General features: G+C 73.4%; 11 protein-coding genes. 6 read left to right on the forward strand and 5 right to left on the reverse strand.

Annotated elements, in window-relative coordinates; translation table 11 throughout:
* Positions 1-8: 8 nt before the first annotated feature.
* Positions 9-1,523: an acyl-CoA synthetase gene (locus tag ACIO9J_RS21095; protein WP_402001508.1), complete on the forward strand. Its 1,515-nt coding sequence runs from the start codon at positions 9-11 to the stop codon at positions 1,521-1,523.
* 19 nt (positions 1,524-1,542) lie between these two features.
* Here the strand turns inward: ACIO9J_RS21095 and ACIO9J_RS21100 are convergent, their stop codons facing one another.
* From ACIO9J_RS21100 to hppD, 5 genes are all read right to left on the reverse strand, one after another.
* Entirely contained in the window at positions 1,543-2,421 is an 879-nt protein-coding gene (locus ACIO9J_RS21100) for a helix-turn-helix domain-containing protein (protein ID WP_402001511.1), read from the reverse strand.
* Positions 2,422-2,511: 90 nt separating this feature from the next.
* Entirely contained in the window at positions 2,512-5,664 is a 3,153-nt protein-coding gene (locus tag ACIO9J_RS21105; RefSeq protein WP_402001514.1) for a DUF4132 domain-containing protein, read from the reverse strand.
* Between the two features lie 59 nt (positions 5,665-5,723).
* Positions 5,724-8,087, reverse strand: coding sequence for an ATP-binding cassette domain-containing protein (locus tag ACIO9J_RS21110; RefSeq protein ID WP_402001516.1), 2,364 nt, complete (start codon positions 8,085-8,087; stop codon positions 5,724-5,726).
* Between the two features lie 220 nt (positions 8,088-8,307).
* Positions 8,308-9,414, reverse strand: coding sequence for an alpha-hydroxy acid oxidase (locus tag ACIO9J_RS21115; RefSeq protein WP_402003530.1), 1,107 nt, complete (start codon positions 9,412-9,414; stop codon positions 8,308-8,310).
* Positions 9,415-9,430: 16 nt separating this feature from the next.
* Positions 9,431-10,531, reverse strand: a complete 1,101-nt coding sequence (hppD, locus tag ACIO9J_RS21120; RefSeq protein ID WP_402001518.1) for a 4-hydroxyphenylpyruvate dioxygenase — start codon at positions 10,529-10,531, stop codon at positions 9,431-9,433.
* A 213-nt stretch (positions 10,532-10,744) separates the two neighbouring features.
* Between hppD and ACIO9J_RS21125 the strand changes: the two genes are divergently transcribed.
* From ACIO9J_RS21125 to dpgC, 5 genes are all read left to right on the forward strand, one after another.
* On the forward strand, positions 10,745-11,869 hold the full coding sequence (locus tag ACIO9J_RS21125; RefSeq protein ID WP_402001521.1) for a prephenate dehydrogenase: 1,125 nt from the start codon (positions 10,745-10,747) through the stop codon (positions 11,867-11,869).
* Between the two features lie 221 nt (positions 11,870-12,090).
* Positions 12,091-14,790, forward strand: a complete 2,700-nt coding sequence (locus tag ACIO9J_RS21130; protein WP_402001524.1) for an aminotransferase class I/II-fold pyridoxal phosphate-dependent enzyme — start codon at positions 12,091-12,093, stop codon at positions 14,788-14,790.
* Positions 14,791-14,915: 125 nt separating this feature from the next.
* Positions 14,916-16,043, forward strand: coding sequence for a 3,5-dihydroxyphenylacetyl-CoA synthase DpgA (gene dpgA, locus ACIO9J_RS21135; RefSeq protein WP_402001526.1), 1,128 nt, complete (start codon positions 14,916-14,918; stop codon positions 16,041-16,043).
* 14 nt (positions 16,044-16,057) lie between these two features.
* On the forward strand, positions 16,058-16,726 hold the full coding sequence (gene dpgB / locus ACIO9J_RS21140) for an enoyl-CoA-hydratase DpgB (RefSeq protein ID WP_402001529.1): 669 nt from the start codon (positions 16,058-16,060) through the stop codon (positions 16,724-16,726).
* Complete coding sequence (dpgC, locus tag ACIO9J_RS21145; protein WP_402001532.1) at positions 16,723-18,084, forward strand: (3,5-dihydroxyphenyl)acetyl-CoA 1,2-dioxygenase DpgC; 1,362 nt, start codon at positions 16,723-16,725, stop codon at positions 18,082-18,084. Before dpgB ends, dpgC begins: the two co-directional genes overlap by 4 nt.
* Positions 18,085-18,095: the final 11 nt, after the last annotated feature.

The raw sequence follows: 18,095 nt of genomic DNA on the forward strand, positions 1-18,095 counted from the left end.
GTCGGCTGATGTATCCGGGAGCGTACGACCCCGCCAGGGTGGCCGTCGTCAGCGCTGACGGCACGAGGACCCTCACCTACGGACAACTCGAAGAACGTTCCCTGCGGCTCGCGGATCATCTGCGGGCCGCAGGTCTGCGCCGGGGCGACCACCTCGCCCTGCTCTGCGACAACGACCCGCGCGCCCTGGAGGTCTACTGGGCGGTCATGCGGTCCGGTCTCTATCTCACCGCGGTCAACCACCACTTGAGCGCGGAGGAGGCCGCCTACATCGTGCGCGACTGCGGCGCGGCCGCGCTCATCGTCTCCGGCTCGCTCGCCGAACTCGGCGCCACCGTCACCGAGTTGGCGGGCGGCCCGCCGCTGGTGCTCGGGCTCGACGACGGTACGTACGACAAGGCCCTGGAAGCGGCGTCCGCCGTGCCGCCCGCGCACCAGCCGCTCGGCACCGACATGCTGTACTCCTCCGGCACCACGGGACGGCCCAAGGGGGTCGAACCCGCGCTGCCCGAAGGCGACGTGCGCGAACAGTCCACGACGTACACGCTCATCTTCCAGACCATGTACGGCTTCGACGAGGACACCGTCTACCTCTGCCCCGCCCCGATCTACCACGCGGCGCCGCTGCGCTTCTGCGGCGTGGTCACCGCGACCGGCGGCACCGTCGTCCTGATGGACGCCTTCGACGCGGAGGGCGCTCTCGCGGCCGTCCAGCGGCACCGGGTGACGCACAGCCAGTGGGTGCCGACCATGTTCGTCCGCATGCTGAAGCTGCCCGCCGGGGTGCGCGAGCGGTACGACGTGTCGTCGATGCAGGTCGCCATCCACGCTGCCGCGCCCTGCCCCGTCGAGGTCAAGCGGCGGATGATGGAGTGGTGGGGGCCCGTCCTGTACGAGTACTACGCGGCGACCGAGGGCAACGGCATCACCTTCATCGCCCCCGACGAGTGGCTGCGCAAGCCCGGCTCGGTGGGCAGGGACGGGCTGCTCGGCGCGCTGCGGATCTGCGACGAGTCGGGGCGCCCGCTGGCCACGGGCGAGACGGGGACCGTCTACTTCGAACGTGAGGACGTGCCCTTCCGCTACCACAACGATGCCGACCGCACCCGCGACGCACAGCACCCCGAGCACCCCAACTGGACCACCACGGGGGACATCGGCCACGTCGACGAGGACGGCTACCTCTTCCTCACCGACCGCAAGGCATTCATGATCATCTCGGGCGGTGTGAACGTCTATCCGCAGGAGGCCGAGGACGTGCTCGTGCTGCACCCGGCCGTCGCCGACGTGGCCGTCGTCGGAGTACCGGACGCCGAGATGGGGGAGGCCGTCAAGGCGGTCGTCCAGGTCGAGCGTGGGATCGCCCCGGGGCCCGAACTGGCGCGTGAACTCATCGACTTCACGCGCGCCCGCATCGCGCACTACAAGGCGCCGCGCAGCGTCGACTTCACCGAACGCCTGCCGCGTACTCCCACCGGAAAACTGGCCAAGTCCCGGCTGCGCGACGCCTACCGGGGCGGGTGAGTGCCCGCCCCGGAGCCGGTCAGCCCTGCTCGCGCTCCACCGGCAGCCACAGCTCGGCGTCGGCATCGGCGCCGTCCGCGGACATGGTCGTGCGCAGGATCTCCGGGCCCGGACGGCTGCGGTACGGGTTGGCGGGGAACCACTCCATGAACACGTCCCGCCACAGGTACTGGATGGCCTCGGGGGCCGGACCCGACGTGGCGAAGACCGCCCAGGTGCCGGCGGGCACGGCGAGGACGGCGCTGCCCCCGGGGAGGGCCCGCGGGTCCCGCGCGGCGGTCACCACCCCTTGGTAGTAGTCGAGTTCGGTGCCCTCGGCGCGGCCGGGGTCCATGTCGTCGCAGACCGAGACGATGCCGTGCGGCTCCTGGTCCGACAGCTTCGCCAGGGCCTCCATCGTGCCCGGCGCGATCCCGCGCACGAAGTCGATGATCGACTGGTTCGGTCCCGCGTGCACCAGTGGCACCCGGGCCATCGGCCCGACCACGGTGAAGTCCGGCTTGTCCACCACGCGATAACGCATGCTGCTGCTCCCTTCGACGGTGAGGCGGAAGGAGAGCCGGGCCTGCGAGACGAGCGCGGCGCCGTCGCGCCTGGCCTCGCCGGGGCCGACGCCGTGCATGGCGCGGAACGCGCGGGCGAACGCCTCGCCCGACCCGTATCCGTACCGCACGGCGATCTCGAGGAGCGGTTCCCGGTCCGCGAGCACCTCGGCACCGGCGAGGGTGAGCCGTCTGCGCCGCACGTACTCCGACAGCGGCATCCCCGCCAGCGCGGAGAACATCCGGCGCAGGTGGTACTCCGAGGTGGCCGCGGTGCGCGCCAGCGCGGCCACGTCGACCACCTCGGTGAGCTGCCGCTCGATGTCCTCCATGGCCTGGTTGAGGCGGTCCAGCACTCCCGGTCTCCTTCCTCGTTCGTGATCACCACGCTAGGCGGCGGGCACCCCGCAGGACCCGACATCCTGTGCCCGATCCGGTCGGGTACCTCAGCGCACGGACCGCCGGAGCGTGTCCTGCCACATCGAGCACCACAGGACGCCCTGCACGACCCCGAGCGCCCGCGTCCGGCAGGCGTCGTCCGTGATCGGCGGCAGCGACGCCCCGACCGAGGGGAGCAGATCCCGGGCGAACGCCGATTCCGGGCGGTAGTCGAGGAATCTGCTCCTGCGCGTCGCGGGTTCCACGGCGAACATCTGGGCGTGGGTGTGCCGGGTGGCGGCGTCCACCGACTCCAGCAGATGACGCGCGTGGCCGGCGGTCACCTCGCGCAGCCCGCAGGAGGCCGAAGTGTCACCGTCGTGCCCGTGCGCGAGGCAGCGGGCGCGCAGGGTGTCCGCGAGGAGCGCGGCCGGTTCCACCGCGAGCCCCAGCCGTACGTAGGTGTCGAAGTGCCGGGACGCCTTGGCCACGACGAAGGGCTCCACGTGGAGCAGCAGGTCCTGGAGCGCGAACAGGCCGTCCGCGCCGCCCTGTCGCACGCGTCGCGCGTGCCCGTCGACGATCTCCGTCATCAGCTCCCGCAGGGGCTCCACCGCGGTCACCCGCTTGGTGATCTTCGGGAACGGTGTCAGGGGGTGCCGGGTGACGGTGTACCCCAGGCTGCCCCGCGCGGCGGCGGACAGCTCGGCGCGGATCTGCTCGCGGAACGCGGGATCCCCGAGGACGCTCTCGACGCCGTCCGTGCCCCGCCGCTGGATCCATTGGAGGGCATGAATGCGCTCGTCCTCCTTCGGCGCGTCGAGCGGCATGCCGACCCGCCGGAGCAGGGCGAGCATCCCGAGGTCGGTCCCGACGCGCCGGAAATCGCCCCCGAGCGTCTCGCTCGCGAGCCCGAGCAGCTGCTCCCGGGTCGCACCCGCCGCGCGCATCCGTGCCGCGACCGACGCCACCACAGGCTCCAGACCGGCGACGGGCAGCCGCAGCCCCGCGTACCGCCGCAGGAACAGCGTCAGCCAGTCGTTCGCGGCCTGTGCGGCCTGTGCGGCCTGCGCCGTGCTGGCTGTCGTCTCTGCCGTCCCCGCGCCGCCGGTGACGACCTGCTCCAGTACGCCGAGACGCGTCAGCAGTGCGAGCCATGCCTCGGCGGCCGCGGTCAGCGCCGCGGCCGATGAGCCGCGCGGCGCGGGCTGCTGGCCCCGCAGCCATGTCACCGTGTCCGCGTGTTCCGCCACGTCGCGTGCCAGCGGCGCCTCCCACGCCTCCCAGACCGCCGCCGTCAGCTCCGTCAGCGAGTGGTTGCGTAGCAGCAGATGGAAGATCTCGGTGTTGACGTCGTCGGCGGCGAGCGCGCCCTCGGCGCCCTGCGCCAGCTCCACGGCGAACGACGCGGGCATCTGCCGCAGCCGCATGTGCAGGACCCCGTCCCGCAAGGTGGACGTGGGCATCGCGCTCTCCGCGCGGCACCAGTCGAGCACGAGGCGGCGGTAGCGCTCGTGCGCCTCGCCCGCCGTCGACCGCGCCGCGAGGTCGTCCCGGTACTGTCGGAGCAGTTTCTCGTCGACGACGCCCAGCTCGCGGAACTCCCTTACCAGCTCCCGCAGTTCCTCCTCGTCGATGCCGCCGACGCGCTGCTCGGCGGCCCGCGCCTCGGCGTACAGGGGCCTGGCCATCGCGACACTGCCCGCCGCTGCCACCACCCGCGCGCCCTCGTCCAGGGCGAAGGGAAGAAGCTCGGGGTGCGGTGCGGTCAGCTTCTTCAGGCTCGCCGCGAGCTGGGTGGCGGCCCGGCCGGGCTTGGCCCCCGCCGTCTTCGCGCAAGTGCGCAGCGGCGCGAGCAGCCCCATCGCCGGGCCCGCGAGGTCCGGACGCACCCGGCAGACCCGCGTCAGGAAGTCGAGCGGCCGCAACGGTGCCCTGCCGACCGGCACCGCGTCGTCCGCGTCCGGCTCCAGACCGAGGGCCCGAGCCACCGCGTCCTGCGCCCCGACGGCCCGCGCCACCACCAGGCGTACGAAACGGTCCCCTTCCGCCTCCGCGAGGAGTGACGACCCGTAGCGGCGCGCGGTCAGCGACTCCTCGTCCGCACCGGCGACCGGGCCCGCCAACACCGCGCCCGCGGCCAGGAGTTGAGCGACGTCAGCGGCCTCAGGTGAAGGTGGCGGTGCTGCCGTGGCTGCGTCGCCCGATGCGGCATGCTCGGCGCACTCGACGAGGAAGGACTGGTACGCGGCGGCCGAATCGGCGGCCGAGGGGCCGGACGGACCGCCCGCGACGGCCGCACGCTCGTCGAAGAGGGCGGCCATCGCCCTGATGCCCTCGGACCAGGCGGGCCGTGGCACGGCGTCGTACGTCCCGACGCCCTGCCGCCCCTTGCCGTCGGTGAACCAGAAGTCGTGGACGGTCACCGGGGCCAGGGGGCCCTGGTAGCGCAGGTCGGCGACCATCCCGAACGTACGGCCCCGGTGCCCGAAGCCGAATCCGGCCCGCTCGCCGCCGATGCGCCCGCCGAACCCCGCGACGAGCCGCTCGAAGCGGGCGCCCGACTCGAAGTCGGCGCCGTCGAAAGTGGTGATGCCCTGCCGCACCTTCGTCGGACCCGGCGCGGGCGAGCAGTCCGGCCGTGCGTACACCGCCCGGTCCAGCTGCTCGATGCCCTGCTCCCCGCCGAGTTGGGCGAGGAGCTTGCGCCAGCGCGGGAGCCGTCCGGTGCCGCGCGGGTCGAGCAGCACCGGATGGGGGAGCGCGACGACGGCCTCGGTCAGCTCGTGCTCCCCGTCGAGGCCCGTCACCAGCAGCGCACCGGCCGGAGTGACGTCCGTGAGCACCCCGGCGCGTGCCACGTCCGGATCCGGCGAAGGCGCCGCATTCCCCGCGTCGTCGCAGGGCGCGATCACCGCGTACCGCAGCGCGTGCCGCCAGTACGGGTCGGGCCACACCTGACGGATCAGCTCGGCGGGCACCGGCAGGGACTGCGTCATCCACCGCTCGGCGCTGGTCAGCGCCTCGGCGGCGTGGTCGCCGAGCCACTCGGCCAGCGCGGTCAGCTCCCGCACCGGCGGCTCGGTCCTGAGCGCGGGCGGCAGCTTCTTGAGCTCGCGCCCCGCCGCGGTGCGGCAGCGCAGCGCCGGCTTCGGCGCGGACCAGAGGTCGAGCGCCACCTCGTACTCACCGGCGGCCCGCCAGGCGGTGACCGTATGCATGCTGTGTAACCCCCGTGGCGCAGCCGTCCGCACGGTCCCGTGCGGACGATCACAACCTACTAGGGGCCACTGACAGCGCCGTCCATGGCGCGGGCCAGGTAGGGGGCGGTGCGGCTGCCCTCGGCGCGTGCCACCCGCGCCGGGGTGCCCGCCGCCACGATCTGGCCGCCGCGGTCGCCGCCGCCGGGACCCAGGTCGATCACCCAGTCGGCGCCGGCCACCACCGCCATGTCGTGCTCCACGACCACCACGGAGTTCCCCGCGTCGACCAGCTCGTGCAGGCGGTGGGTGAGGACCTCGACGTCGGCGGGGTGCAGGCCGGTCGTCGGCTCGTCCAGGAGGTAGAGGGTGTGGCCGCGGTGCACCCGCTGCAACTCGCTGGCCAGCTTGATGCGTTGGGCCTCGCCGCCGGAGAGCTCGGTGGCGGGCTGGCCCAGGCGCAGATAGCCGAGGCCCACGTCGAGCAGCGTGCGCAGGCTGCGTACGACGGCCGGGGTGTCGGTGTCCGCGAAGAAGTCCGCCGCCGCCTCCACCGTGAGGTCGAGGACCTGCGCGATGTTCCGCCCGTGGTAGGTCACTTCGAGGGTCTCGGGGTTGTAGCGGGCGCCCGCGCAGTCCGGGCAGGGCGCGTAGGTGCTGGGCAGGAAGAGCAGCTCGACGCTGACGAAGCCCTCGCCCTGACAGGTCTCGCAGCGCCCGCCCGCCACGTTGAAGGAGAACCGGCCCACTCCGTAGCCGCGCTCCTTCGCCGTGCCGGTCGCCGCGAAGACCTTGCGTACGACGTCGAAGAGGCCGGTGTACGTGGCCAGGTTGGAGCGCGGCGTACGGCCGATCGGCTTCTGGTCCACACAGACGAGCCTGCCCACGCCCGCGAGTTCCCCGGTGATCTCGCCGACGAGCGTGGACTTGCCGGAACCGGAGACGCCGGTCACCGCGGTGAAGGCGCCGAGCGGGACCTCCGCCGTCACCTCGCGCAGATTGTGGCGGGTCACCGGGCCCACCTTCAACCAGCCCTGAGGCGTGCGCACTTCACGTTCGGCGGGCGGCTCGTCGGCGAAGAGGAAGCGGGCCGTCGCGGACTCGGCGACCCCCGCGAGATCCGCCACGGGACCGCTGTGCAGCACCTTGCCGCCGTGCTCGCCCGCCTGCGGCCCGACGTCGACGAGCCAGTCCGCGTGGCGCACGACATCGAGGTGGTGCTCCACGACGAAGACGGAGTTGCCCGTGTCCTTGAGGCGGTCGAGGACCGTCAACAGGGCCTCGGTGTCGGCCGGATGGAGCCCCGCCGACGGCTCGTCGAGGACGTACACCACGCCGAACAGGCCCGAGCGGAGCTGTGTCGCGAGGCGCAGGCGCTGGAGCTCGCCCGCCGAGAGGGTGGGGGTCGCGCGGTCCGGGCTCAGATAGCCGAGGCCGAGCTCGGTGACGGTCGCGATCCGGGCCAGCAGGTCCCCGGTCAGGACGCGCGCGGTCTCCGAGGAATCCGCCGCTTCCTCAAGGGTGTTGGCCAGCTCGGACAGCGGCAGCGCAGCGAGGTCCGCGATCGTGCGGCCCGCGAAGGTGACCGCCATCGCCTCCGGGCGCAGCCTGCTGCCGCCGCACGCCGGGCACGGCGCGCTCTCCAGGAACCGTTCGGCCTTCGCGCGCAGCGTCTGGCTCTTGGAGTCCGCGAAGGTCTTCATCACATAGCGTCGGGCGCTCATGTACGTGCCCTGGTAAGGGCGTTGGATGCGGCCCGCCTCGCGCACCGGGTGCACGGTCACCACCGGCTGCTCGTCGGTGAACAGGATCCACTCGCGGTCCCCGGGCGGCAGCTCGCGCCACGGCCGGTCCACGTCATGGCCGAGCGTGTCCAGGACGTCGCGGAGGTTCTTGCCCTGCCAGGCACCGGGCCAGGCCGCGATGGCGCCCTCGCGGATCGACAGCGAGGGGTCGGGGACGAGCAGCTCCTCGGTGGTGCGGTGCACCCGGCCGAGGCCGTGGCACTCGGGGCAGGCACCGGCGGCCGTGTTCGGCGAGAACGCGTCCGAATCGAGCCGCTCGGCGCCCACGGGGTAGGCGCCCGCCCGCGAGAACAACATCCGCAGCGAGTTCGAGAGCGTGGTGACCGTGCCGACGGAGGACCGGGACGTCGGCGCCGAGCGGCGCTGCTGGAGCGAGACCGCGGGCGGCAGCCCGGTGATCTCGCCGACCTTCGGCGCGCCCACCTGGTGGATGAGCCTGCGGGCGTACGGCGCGACGGACTCGAAGTAGCGCCGCTGGGCCTCGGCGTAGATCGTCCCGAAGGCCAGCGAGGACTTGCCGGAGCCGGAGACGCCGGTGAAGACCGCGAGCACGTCGCGCGGAATGTCCACGTCGACGCCCTGGAGATTGTGCTCGCGGGCACCCCGGACACGTACGAACGGATCGTGCGGGCTGTGCATGGGTGGGGCTCCGTACGTGGCTCGGGGACAAACCCCAAGATTCTAGGCCGTGGGCCGTGGTGGGGCACAGAGCCCTGGTGTGGCGCCCCGCATGTCTCCGTGGGGTGCGCTGCGGGCGGCTTCCCCGGTTGGGGGGCGGCTGTGGGTGTTTCGTGGCCGGGCGCGCCGTTCCCCGCGCCCCTTACAGGGGGCTGCGCGCCCCGTATTCGGTCCGCGCGCCTTACGGGGCCCGGACCGTGCGGAGGTTTGCTGCCGCGGGGACGTCGGCGCAGCCTGCCAGGCCCAAGGCGTCCCTGAATTCCTCGGACAGGATGTCGAGCACCTGGCGTACGCCCGGCTCGCCCGCCAGGGCCAGGCCCCAGAGCGGTGGGCGGCCGATGAGTACGCCGGAGGCGCCCAGGGCCAGTGCCCTGAGCACGTCCGTCCCCGTGCGGATGCCGCTGTCCAGGAGCACCTCGCAGCGGCCGGCGACGGCCGCCACCACGGCGGGCAGCGCGAGGACGCTCGGTACGGCGCCGTCGAGCTGGCGGCCCCCGTGGTTGGAGACCACCACGGCGTCGACCCCGCACTCCACGGCGCGCACCGCGTCCTCCGGTGCCAGCACGCCCTTGAGGACCAGCGGGAGCCGGGTGCGTTCGCGCAGCCGGGCCACGGCCGACCAGGTCAGGGCGGGCGAGAACGCCGCGCCCGTGTGGGCGGCGAGCGCCGACCCCGAGCCGGTCGGCCTGTGGTGCGCGGCCGAAGGGCGGTCGTCGAAGTGGGCGGCCCGCACGCGGTCCGGCAGCGCGAAGCGGTTGCGCACGTCGCGCGGTCTGCGCGCCATCCACGGCACGTCCACGGTGAGCAGCACCGCCTCGGCGCCCGCGTCCTCGGCCCGGCCGACCAGATCGAGGGAGCGGCCGGGATCGCGCAGCCAGTACAACTGGAACCAGACGCTCCCGCCGACCGCCGTGAGCTCCTCCACGGGCACGCTGCTCAGCGTGCTCGCGGTGAACGGCACGCCCGCCGCCTTCGCCGCGCGGGCCGCCGCGAGCTCGCCCTCGGGGTGCAGGAGCCGCTGATAGGCGACCGGCGCCAATGCCACCGGAAGGCGGTAGGGGCGGCCGAGCAGCGCGGCGTCCGTCGCGCACGCGGAGACGTCGCCGAGCACCCTCGGGACGACGAACACCCGGTCGAGGGCTGCCCGGTTGGCCGCAAGCGTCGTCTCCGCGCCGCTGCCGCCCGCCACGAAGTCGCGTACGCTCACGGGCAGTACGGCGGCGGCCGCCCGCTCGACGTCGGCCAGGCGCACGAGGTCGGACAGCGCACCGGCGCCGGCCGACGGCACGCCCGCGCCGGTCCTGTCAGCGCTGGTGGAATCCACGCTGCTTCATCCGCTCCACTTCGACCGCCTCGTACAGCGCCTTGATGTTGGCGCTGCCGAAGGTCGCGGAGCCCTGGCGTTCGATGATCTCGAAGAACAGCGTGCCCCGCGCGTGCGCCGAGGCGGTGAAGATCTGGAAGAGCTGGCCGTCGTGGTCCTCGGCGGCGAGCACGTTCGTCGCCCGCAGATCGTCCAGGCGCGCCGTGCTCAGCGCGACCCGGCGGCCGAGCCGGTCGTAGTACGAGGACGGCGTGCGGAGGAAGGAGACGCCGCGGTCGGACAGGGCGCGCACCGAGTCCACCGCGTCGCGTGCGGAGAACGCCAGGTGCTGGACGCCCGCGCCCTGGTGGCTCTTGAGGAAGTCGTCGACCTGGCCGGAGGCGGCCGAGGTGTCGGGCTCGATGAGCGTCAGCGTCACGGTGCCCGACGCGCCCTGCACGGCCGTCGACTCCATCGCCTGGCTGCCGACGACGATGTGCTCCTCGAAGATGTTCCTGAAGCCGAGGGTGTCGCAGTAGTAGTCGACCATCGTGTCGAGGTCGCCCCCGTTCAGGCACACCGCGACGTGGTCGAGCGCGAGGAGGCCCACCTCATTGGTCTGTTCGTCGCCCGCGCCGGGCACCGGTGCGAATCCGGCGGGGAGTCCGGGCTCCTCGGCGGGGTCGCGCTGGACGAGCGTGTGGATGAGGTCTCCGAAGCCGCGGAGGGCGGCGGTGACCCGTCCGTCGGCCGCGTGCGGCTCGGGGCGCCGCTGCGCCAGCGCGCCGCGCGCGAGCGCCGTGTCGAAGGCCGCCCCGACATCGGCGGTGCGCAGCGCGATGTCGGCCACGCCGTCGCCGTGTTCGAGGACGTACGCCGAGGCGGGGTGCTGTTCCGACAGCGCCTCCGTGACGACGAGGGCGATCTCCCCGTGGCGCAGCGCGATGCCGCGATGATCCGCCGACCCACCGGTCCCCACCACCGCGAATCCGTACCGCTCGACCCACGCGGACGCCGCCGCGTCCGCGTCCTCGACGTACAACTCCACATAGTCGATGGAGAGGTCGGCGAGCGCGTCCGTCGATTTCGATAAATCCCGCATGTGTGTCTCCAGAAGCTGCCGGGAAATGAGCACCTGGGACTCTACGGTTCTGATCTCCCATCTGGCCACGGACGATATGGACGGGCCCCGGGAAAAGGCCGGGGTCTGCCGGACGAAAGGCCGGTGGCCTGGTGGTCGGGGCGTCACCTGCATAAAGTCGCAGGGCCTTTCGCTTTATGGCCGACGGCCTTTCGGACGGGGGAAGTTCTTGTGATGCGCACCATGGCCGTCATCGGCACGGGCCTGATCGGCACGTCGGCCGCGCTCGCCGTGCGCGGGCGGGGCGTGACGGTGTTCCTCGCCGACCGCTCCCCGGCCGCCGCGCGGACGGCCGCCGCCCTCGGCGCCGGAGTGGCGGGGAGCCCCGCGGAACCGGTGGACCTGGCCGTCATCGCCGTACCGCCCAGCCAGGTCTGCGCCGTGCTGGTCGAGGCGCAGGAGTGCGGGCTCGCCCGCTGCTACACCGACGTGGCCAGCGTGAAGGCCGCCCCCGAGCGGGCCGCGCTGAGCCGCGCGCCCGCTCCCGACCGCTACATCGGCGGGCATCCGCTGGCCGGACGGGAGCGCTCGGGTCCACTCGCGGCACGCGCCGACCTCTTCCAGGGCCGCAACTGGGTGCTCACCCCCTCCCCGCTGACCTCGGACGAGACCTTTGACCGCGCCCTCGAACTGGTGGACCTGTGCGGCGCCGTGCCCGTCGTGATGAGCGGTCAGGAGCACGACGCCGCCGTCGCCGTGACCTCCCACGTACCGCATCTGATGGCCAGCCTGGTCGCCGCCCGGCTGCGCGAGGGCCCCGCCGCGCTCTCCCTGGTCGCCGGTCAGGGTCTGCGGGACGCCACCCGGATCGCGGGCGGCGACTCCCGGCTCTGGGGCGACATCCTCCGGTCCAACGCCCCCGCCGTCGCGGGCGTCCTCAAGGATCTGCACACCGATCTGTCCCGCCTGGTCCCCGCCCTCGACGCGCTCGCCGGGTCCGGCGGCGGGGACCGCGACCACGGGATGCGGACGCTCGTGGACCTCCTGGACCGGGGGATCTCGGGGCGCGCCGGGATCCCGGGGACCGGGCCGACGGCGTCGGACGACGACCACCGCGTACGGGTGGGCGTCCCCGACCGTCCCGGGGAGCTGGCCAGGCTCCTGGCCGCCGTCACGGAACTCGGCGTCGTCGCGGAGGACGCCGCCGTGGACGCCACGGACGGCGGCGGTGCCGGGCTCGCCGCGCGGTTCACCGTGCCCCCGCCGCTCGCCGAGCGGATGGTGGCCGAACTGCGCGCCGACGGCTGGGAGGCCGTGCGCGAACAGGACGCCGCGCGGCTCTCGTCGCTCCGGGAATGAGGGGACGGGGGAGGGGACCTGGGAGGGGGACAGGGGGCGGAACTGGGCGGCACAGAGGCCCGGTGAATACCTCTGGTCCCGTGTGGTGTCCAGGCGCGTCCGGCGTCGTCCAAGTGCGCGATTCGGACGGTTGGACGGCGTTGTTGGACCGTGGTGATTCATGTGAGTCTGAGCGGCGGATGAAACATTCTTGCTAACTGCCGGGTGGCGGGGGGAAATCCATGGCGGGACAGCGCTTCGACGGCTCCGCGCGGATTGCGCGGGGGCGCGGCGGGAAGAGCGGTAAATCGGATCCCGCGTCCGTTTCCGGCAATTCGACGGCGAGCGGGAATCAGGCGAGCGGGAATCAGGCGAGCGGGAATCAGACGAGCGGGAATCAGGCGAGCGGGAATCAGACGAGCGGGAATCATGGACAGGGCGGGAATCCCGCGCCGAGCCGGCGCCTCGCCGCCCCGAGCCCGCTTCCCGGTCCCGGTTCGCTGCCCGCCCCGAGTCCGCTCACCGGCCCGCTGCCGGGCCGGCGCCCGCCCCCCGCTCCGGGCCCGCAGCGCGGCTCGTACGGCAGCCGTGGCCCGAACGGGACCGGAGACTCCCGCCCGACCGGGAGCGGGACCCGAGACTCCCGCCCGAGCGGGAGCGGGACCGGAGACTCCCTCCCGAACGGGAGCGGGCAGGACCACGTCCCGTCCGCCGAGGCGGACCGCGCCCGCGACGCCAACCGCGAGCTGTTCGAACGCACAGGGCTGCGCCAGCGTCCCCCGAGTGCCCCGCGCAATCCCGGTACGCCCGACACCACCGTGAAGATCCTCGACAGGCCCTGGTCGGCGCCCCTGGTCGTCGGTCCGCTCGACGCCCCGGCGCGGCCGGGCGGCGAGTTCGCCGTCGTGCAGGCCGCGGGCACGGCCGGACTCCCGGCCGTGGTCGGTGCCTTCGCCGAGCGCGCCTTCGCCGAACTCGCCTCGGCCACCGACGCCCCGCTGTGGCTGCGCACCTACGCCTTCGCCGACCGGGACACGGCTCGGCGGCTCGCCGGGCAGGCCGAGGACGCCGGGTTCGGCGCGCTGCTGCTCGCCGTCGGCGACCGCGACGACATCCGTCCGCGGCGCGTCGCCGCCCCCGCCAACCTCGGCCGGCAGGGCCCGGTCGCCGACGTACGCGCCCTGCTCGACGCCCACGCTGACTGGTCCGCCGTGGCCGACCTGCGCGCGGCCACCGGGCTGCCGCTCCTCGTCGCGGGCATCGGTGGCACCGCCGACGCGCTGCGCGCCCTGGAGAGCGGCGCCGACGGGATCGTCGTCGACTCCCTCGGCGCGCTGCCCGAGATCGCGCGGACCGTGGCGGGGCGCTGCCCCGTCCTGCTGAGCGGCGGCGTGCGGCGCGGCGCCGACGTCCTGGCCGCGCTCGCCTCGGGCGCCGACGCGGTGGTCGCGGGGCGCCCGGTCCTCGACGGGCTGCGGGCCGGCGGGCGCGCGGGTGTCGCGGAGGCACTGGACGTGCTCGTACGGGAGTTGGGCGAGGCGATGGCGTTCACGGGGACCGGCACGGTCGCCGACGTCGGGCCCGGCCTGATCAGGACCGCGCACCGGGCGCCGGACGTGCCGCGCCGCGCCGACGCGCGGCCCGTGACGCTGCGCAAGTCCGAACTGCACGCCAGCGTCCGCGATCCCGTCCTGGACACGATGACCTTCCTCAACGAGATCACCTCCCGCCATCCGGACGCGATCTCCTTCGCGCCGGGCCGCCCGTACGACGGGTTCTTCGGCAGCGAGCAGATCTTCAGCCATCTGCGCCGCTACCTCGACCACCTTGCGGAGCAGGGGAGTTCGCCGCAGGACATCCGCACCGCGATGTACCAGTACGGGCCCACCGCGGGGCAGATCCGCGAGATCATCGCCGACTCGCTGCGCGCCGACGAGAACATCGACGTGCCCGCCGAGTCCGTGGTGGTGACGGTCGGCGCCCAGGAGGCCATGCTCCTGGTGCTGCGCGCGCTCATCGGCGGGCCCGACGACGTACTCCTGGTCTCCAGCCCCTGCTACGTGGGGATCGCGGGCGCGGCCCGGCTCCTGGACATCCCCGTCACCCCGGTCGAGGAGCGCGCGGACGGGGTGTCCTGCGCCGACCTGGAGACGGTGATCAGGGCCGAGCAGGCGCGCGGCCGCCGCCCCCGCGCCTTCTACGTCGTACCCGACCACTCCAACCCCTCGGGCACCACGATGGGCGAGGCCGCCCGTGCCGAGCTGCTCGAACTCGCTGCCCGGCACGACCTCCTCGTCCTGGAGGACAGCCCCTATCGCCTGGTCAGCCCGGGGCCGCCGCTGCCGACTCTGAAGTCCATGGACCGCACGCGCTCGGTCGTCCATCTGGGCTCGTTCTCCAAGACGGTGTTCCCCGGCGCCCGGGTCGGCTTCGTCGTCGCCGACCAGCAGGTCGTCGACGACCACGGCCGCACGGGACTGCTCGCCGACGAACTCGCCAAGATCAAGAGCATGGTGACGGTCAACACGTCCTCGCTCAGCCAGGCCGCCGTCGCCGGCACGCTGCTCGCGGCGGGCGGCCGGGTCTCGGAGCTGAACGCGGCCGCGGCCGACTACTACGGCGACGCCATGCGGGCCACGCTCAGGGAACTGGACGCGCGTCTTCCGCGCGAGCGCAGGGAGGCACTCGGCGTGCGGTGGAACGAACCTACGGGCGGCTTCTTCCTGACCGTCCGCGTGCCCTTCCGCGCGGACAACGCGGCGCTGACCCGGTCGGCACAGGACTTCGGCGTCATCTGGACGCCGATGACGTACTTCTATCCCGGTGGCGGCGGCCTGCACGGCATGCGCCTGTCCACCAGCTATCTGACGCCCGCCCAGATCGCGGAGGGCACCGAGCGGCTCGTGCGCTTCATCGAGGCCGAGTCCTCCGAGCAGTCCTGATCTCCAGAAGAGCCTCGGAGAAGGGTCTTCAGGAGATTGCCCAGAAGAAGGGACAAGGCAGTGACCGACATCAACTCCGTCAAACAAGCGCGCAGTCCACGCCGCAGGTGGGGGTGGACCTTCCGATGACAGTCGACACCGTCGAAGCCATCGCGACCATCGACAGGGTGGTCCCCGCGACGGCGCCCCTCAGTCCCCGGATCCTCGGCGTGGGCACGGCCGTCACGGCCACCTCCTACACCCAGCGAGAAGTGCTGGACACGTTCGGGATCACCGACCCCAAGGTGCGTTCCGTCTTCCTGAACAGCGCGATCGAGCGGCGCAATCTGACGCTGCCGCCCCAGGACGCGCACGGCGTCCGCGCCCCCGAGGAACAGGGCGACCTGCTCGACAAGCACAAGGCGCTCGCCTTGGAGATGGGCGGCGAGGCACTGCGCTCCTGCCTCAAGGAGGTCGGGGCCGAACTCGCCGATCTGCGTCACCTGTGCTGTGTGACGTCGACGGGGCTGCTCACACCGGGCATCAGCGCCCTGCTCATCCGCGAGCTGGGCCTCGACCGGCACTGCAGCAGGTCCGACATCGTCGGCATGGGCTGCAACGCGGGCCTCAACGCCCTTGGTGTGGTGGCTGGTTGGGCCACGGCTCACCCGGGTGAACTCGCCGTCGTGCTCTGCGTCGAGGCGTGCTCCGCCGCGTACACGATGGACTCCACCATGCGTACGGCGGTCGTCAACAGCCTCTTCGGTGACGGGGCGGCCGCCGTCGCGCTCCGCGCCGACCCGGACCAGACCCCGGACCCGGAGTTCGAACCGGCCCCCACCGTCCTGAAGTTCGCCAGCTGCGTCATCCCCGAAGCGGTCGACGCCATGCGCTACGACTGGGACCGGGAGCAGGGCAGGTTCAGCTTCTACCTCGACCCGCAGATCCCCTACGTGGTGGGCGCGCACGCCGAGCTCGTCGTCGACCGGCTGCTCGCGGACACCGGACTGCGCAGGAACGACATCCGGCACTGGCTGGTGCACTCCGGCGGGAAGAAGGTCATCGACGCCGTCGTCGTCAACCTCGGCCTGACCCGGCACGACGTGCGGCACACCGTCGGCGTGCTGCGCGACCACGGGAACGTGTCCAGCGGCTCGTTCCTGTTCTCGTACGAACGACTCCTCGAAGAGGGCGTCGCCCGGCCCGGCGAGTACGGAGTGCTCATGACCATGGGGCCGGGCTCCACGATCGAGACCGCGCTGATCCGATGGTGAGGACGGAACGGGTTATGGAACCCCTGCACACACTGGAGATCGACGGCTCCGCGCCGCTGTCGCCCGACACGGTCAAGGCCGTCACCACGCTCTGCGAGAGCACCGAGGACCGGGCGGGCCGCGGCCTCGTGGTCGTCCACGTCGGCGGAGCCCCGGCCGAGGACGCGCCGGACGGGCGCGACGTCACGCTGGTCACCAAGTGGGAGCGCGCCCTGCGGCGCCTGGAGCGGCTGCCCGCGCCCACGGTCGCGGTGGCCCGCGGGGCGTGCGGGGGGACCGCGCTCGACGCGTTCCTCACCGCCGATCTGCGCGTGGTCACGCCGGACACCCGGCTGCTCGTGGAGCGGGGCGCCACCGCCACCTGGCCCGGCCTGGCCGCCTACCGCCTGGTCCAGCTGGCCGGGGTGGCACGGGCCCGCAAGGCCGTACTCTTCGGCCGCCCGATCGAGGCGGCCGAGGCCCTCGCGTTCGGCATCGCCGACGAGATCGCCGACGACCCGGCGACCGCGCTCGCCGACGCCGCCGAGCTGACCGCGGGGCTCGTGGGCCAAGAGGTCGCGATCCGGCGGCAGTTGCTCTTCGACGCGGCGACCACCGGCTTCGAGGACGCGCTCGGCGCGCACCTGGCCGCCTGCGACCGGGCCCTGCGCCAGGGCGCGGCGAAGGAGGCGGCGGCCTCATGACGACGGTGCTGCCCGCGCGGCGCGCCCACGAGGACGTCCAGGACGCCTGGGCGCGGCTCTCCGCCGCGTCCGGCGCGATCGGCCGCGCCGCGGACCTGACGGCGTCGCTGCCGGACCCGCCCGAGCGGACCCCGGGGCAGCGCGCCGCGGCGGCCGCCGCCAAGGACGCGGCCCGCGCGCTGCGCACCCGCTTCATGGACGCGTACGCCGACGCGGTCTACGACAGGCTCACCGCCGACCGCACCCTCGACCCGCGGATCGGCGAACTGCTCGACGCGGCCGCCGCCGAACTCCCCGGCCTGGTACCGGACCCGGCGCGTCTGGCGGCCGAGCGGAGCAGGCCGCAGGCGGCCAAGGAGGGCGACGAGATCGACCAGGGCATCTTCCTGCGCGCGGTGCTCCGCTCGCCGACCGCGGGCCCGCACCTGCTCGACGCCATGCTCAGGCCCACCCCGCGCGCCCTGCGGCTGCTGCCCGGATTCACCAGGACGGGACGGGTGGAGATGGACGCCGTACGCCTGGAGCGCCGCGCGGACGGCGTCGCCCGGATCACCCTGTGCGGGGGCGACCGCCTCAACGCCGAGGACAGCGGACAAGTCGACGACATGGAGACGGCCGTCGATCTGGCGCTGCTCGACCCCGCCGTACGCGTGGGGCTGCTGCGCGGCGGCGAGATGAGCCATCCGCGCTACCGGGGCAGGCGCGTGTTCAGCGCCGGCATCAACCTCAAGAGCCTCAGCGCCGGTGACATCCCGCTGGTCGGCTTCCTGCTCCGCCGCGAACTCGGCTACCTCCACAAGCTCGTCCGTGGCGTGCTCACCGACCACCCCGGGCACTGGCACGCACCGTACGTCGAGAAGCCGTGGGTCGCCGCCGTCGACGGCTTCGCGATCGGCGGCGGCACCCAGGTACTCCTCGTCTGCGACCACGTACTCGCCGCGTCCGACGCCTACTTGAGCCTGCCCGCGGCGAAGGAAGGCATCGTCCCCGGCGTCGCCAACTTCCGGTTCACCCGCTACGCCGGGCCGCGCCGCGCCCGGCAGGTCATCCTGGAGGGCCGCAGGATCCGGGCGGCCGAACCCGACGCGCGGCTCCTGGTCGACGAGGTCGTGGAGCCCGAGGAGATGGACGCGGCCGTCGAACGGAGCCTGGCGCGCCTGGACGGCGACGCGGTGCTGGCCAACCGCCGGATGCTGAACCTCGCCGAGGAACCGCCCGACGCCTTCCGCGCCTACATGGCCGAGTTCGCGCTCCAGCAGGCCCTGCGGATCTACGGCCAGGACGTGATCGCCAAGGTCGGCCGCTTCGGCGCCGCCCAGCCGAAAGGACCCGCGCGGGGCGGACCCGGCGGCGGGTGAGAGGAGACGAC

Origin of the sequence: Streptomyces sp. NPDC087300, from assembly GCF_044744425.1 — a bacterium.
Taxonomy (GTDB): domain Bacteria; phylum Actinomycetota; class Actinomycetes; order Streptomycetales; family Streptomycetaceae; genus Streptomyces.

Coding starts and splice junctions, on each gene's coding strand:
- ACIO9J_RS21095 (WP_402001508.1), top strand. CDS start 9: ATGTATCCGGGAGCGTACGACCCCGCCAGGGTGGCCGTCGTCAGCGCT.
- ACIO9J_RS21105 (WP_402001514.1), bottom strand. CDS start 5,664: ATGCATACGGTCACCGCCTGGCGGGCCGCCGGTGAGTACGAGGTGGCG.
- ACIO9J_RS21110 (WP_402001516.1), bottom strand. CDS start 8,087: ATGCACAGCCCGCACGATCCGTTCGTACGTGTCCGGGGTGCCCGCGAG.
- hppD (WP_402001518.1), bottom strand. CDS start 10,531: ATGCGGGATTTATCGAAATCGACGGACGCGCTCGCCGACCTCTCCATC.
- ACIO9J_RS21125 (WP_402001521.1), top strand. CDS start 10,745: ATGCGCACCATGGCCGTCATCGGCACGGGCCTGATCGGCACGTCGGCC.
- ACIO9J_RS21130 (WP_402001524.1), top strand. CDS start 12,091: ATGGCGGGACAGCGCTTCGACGGCTCCGCGCGGATTGCGCGGGGGCGC.
- dpgA (WP_402001526.1), top strand. CDS start 14,916: ATGACAGTCGACACCGTCGAAGCCATCGCGACCATCGACAGGGTGGTC.
- dpgB (WP_402001529.1), top strand. CDS start 16,058: ATGGAACCCCTGCACACACTGGAGATCGACGGCTCCGCGCCGCTGTCG.
- dpgC (WP_402001532.1), top strand. CDS start 16,723: ATGACGACGGTGCTGCCCGCGCGGCGCGCCCACGAGGACGTCCAGGAC.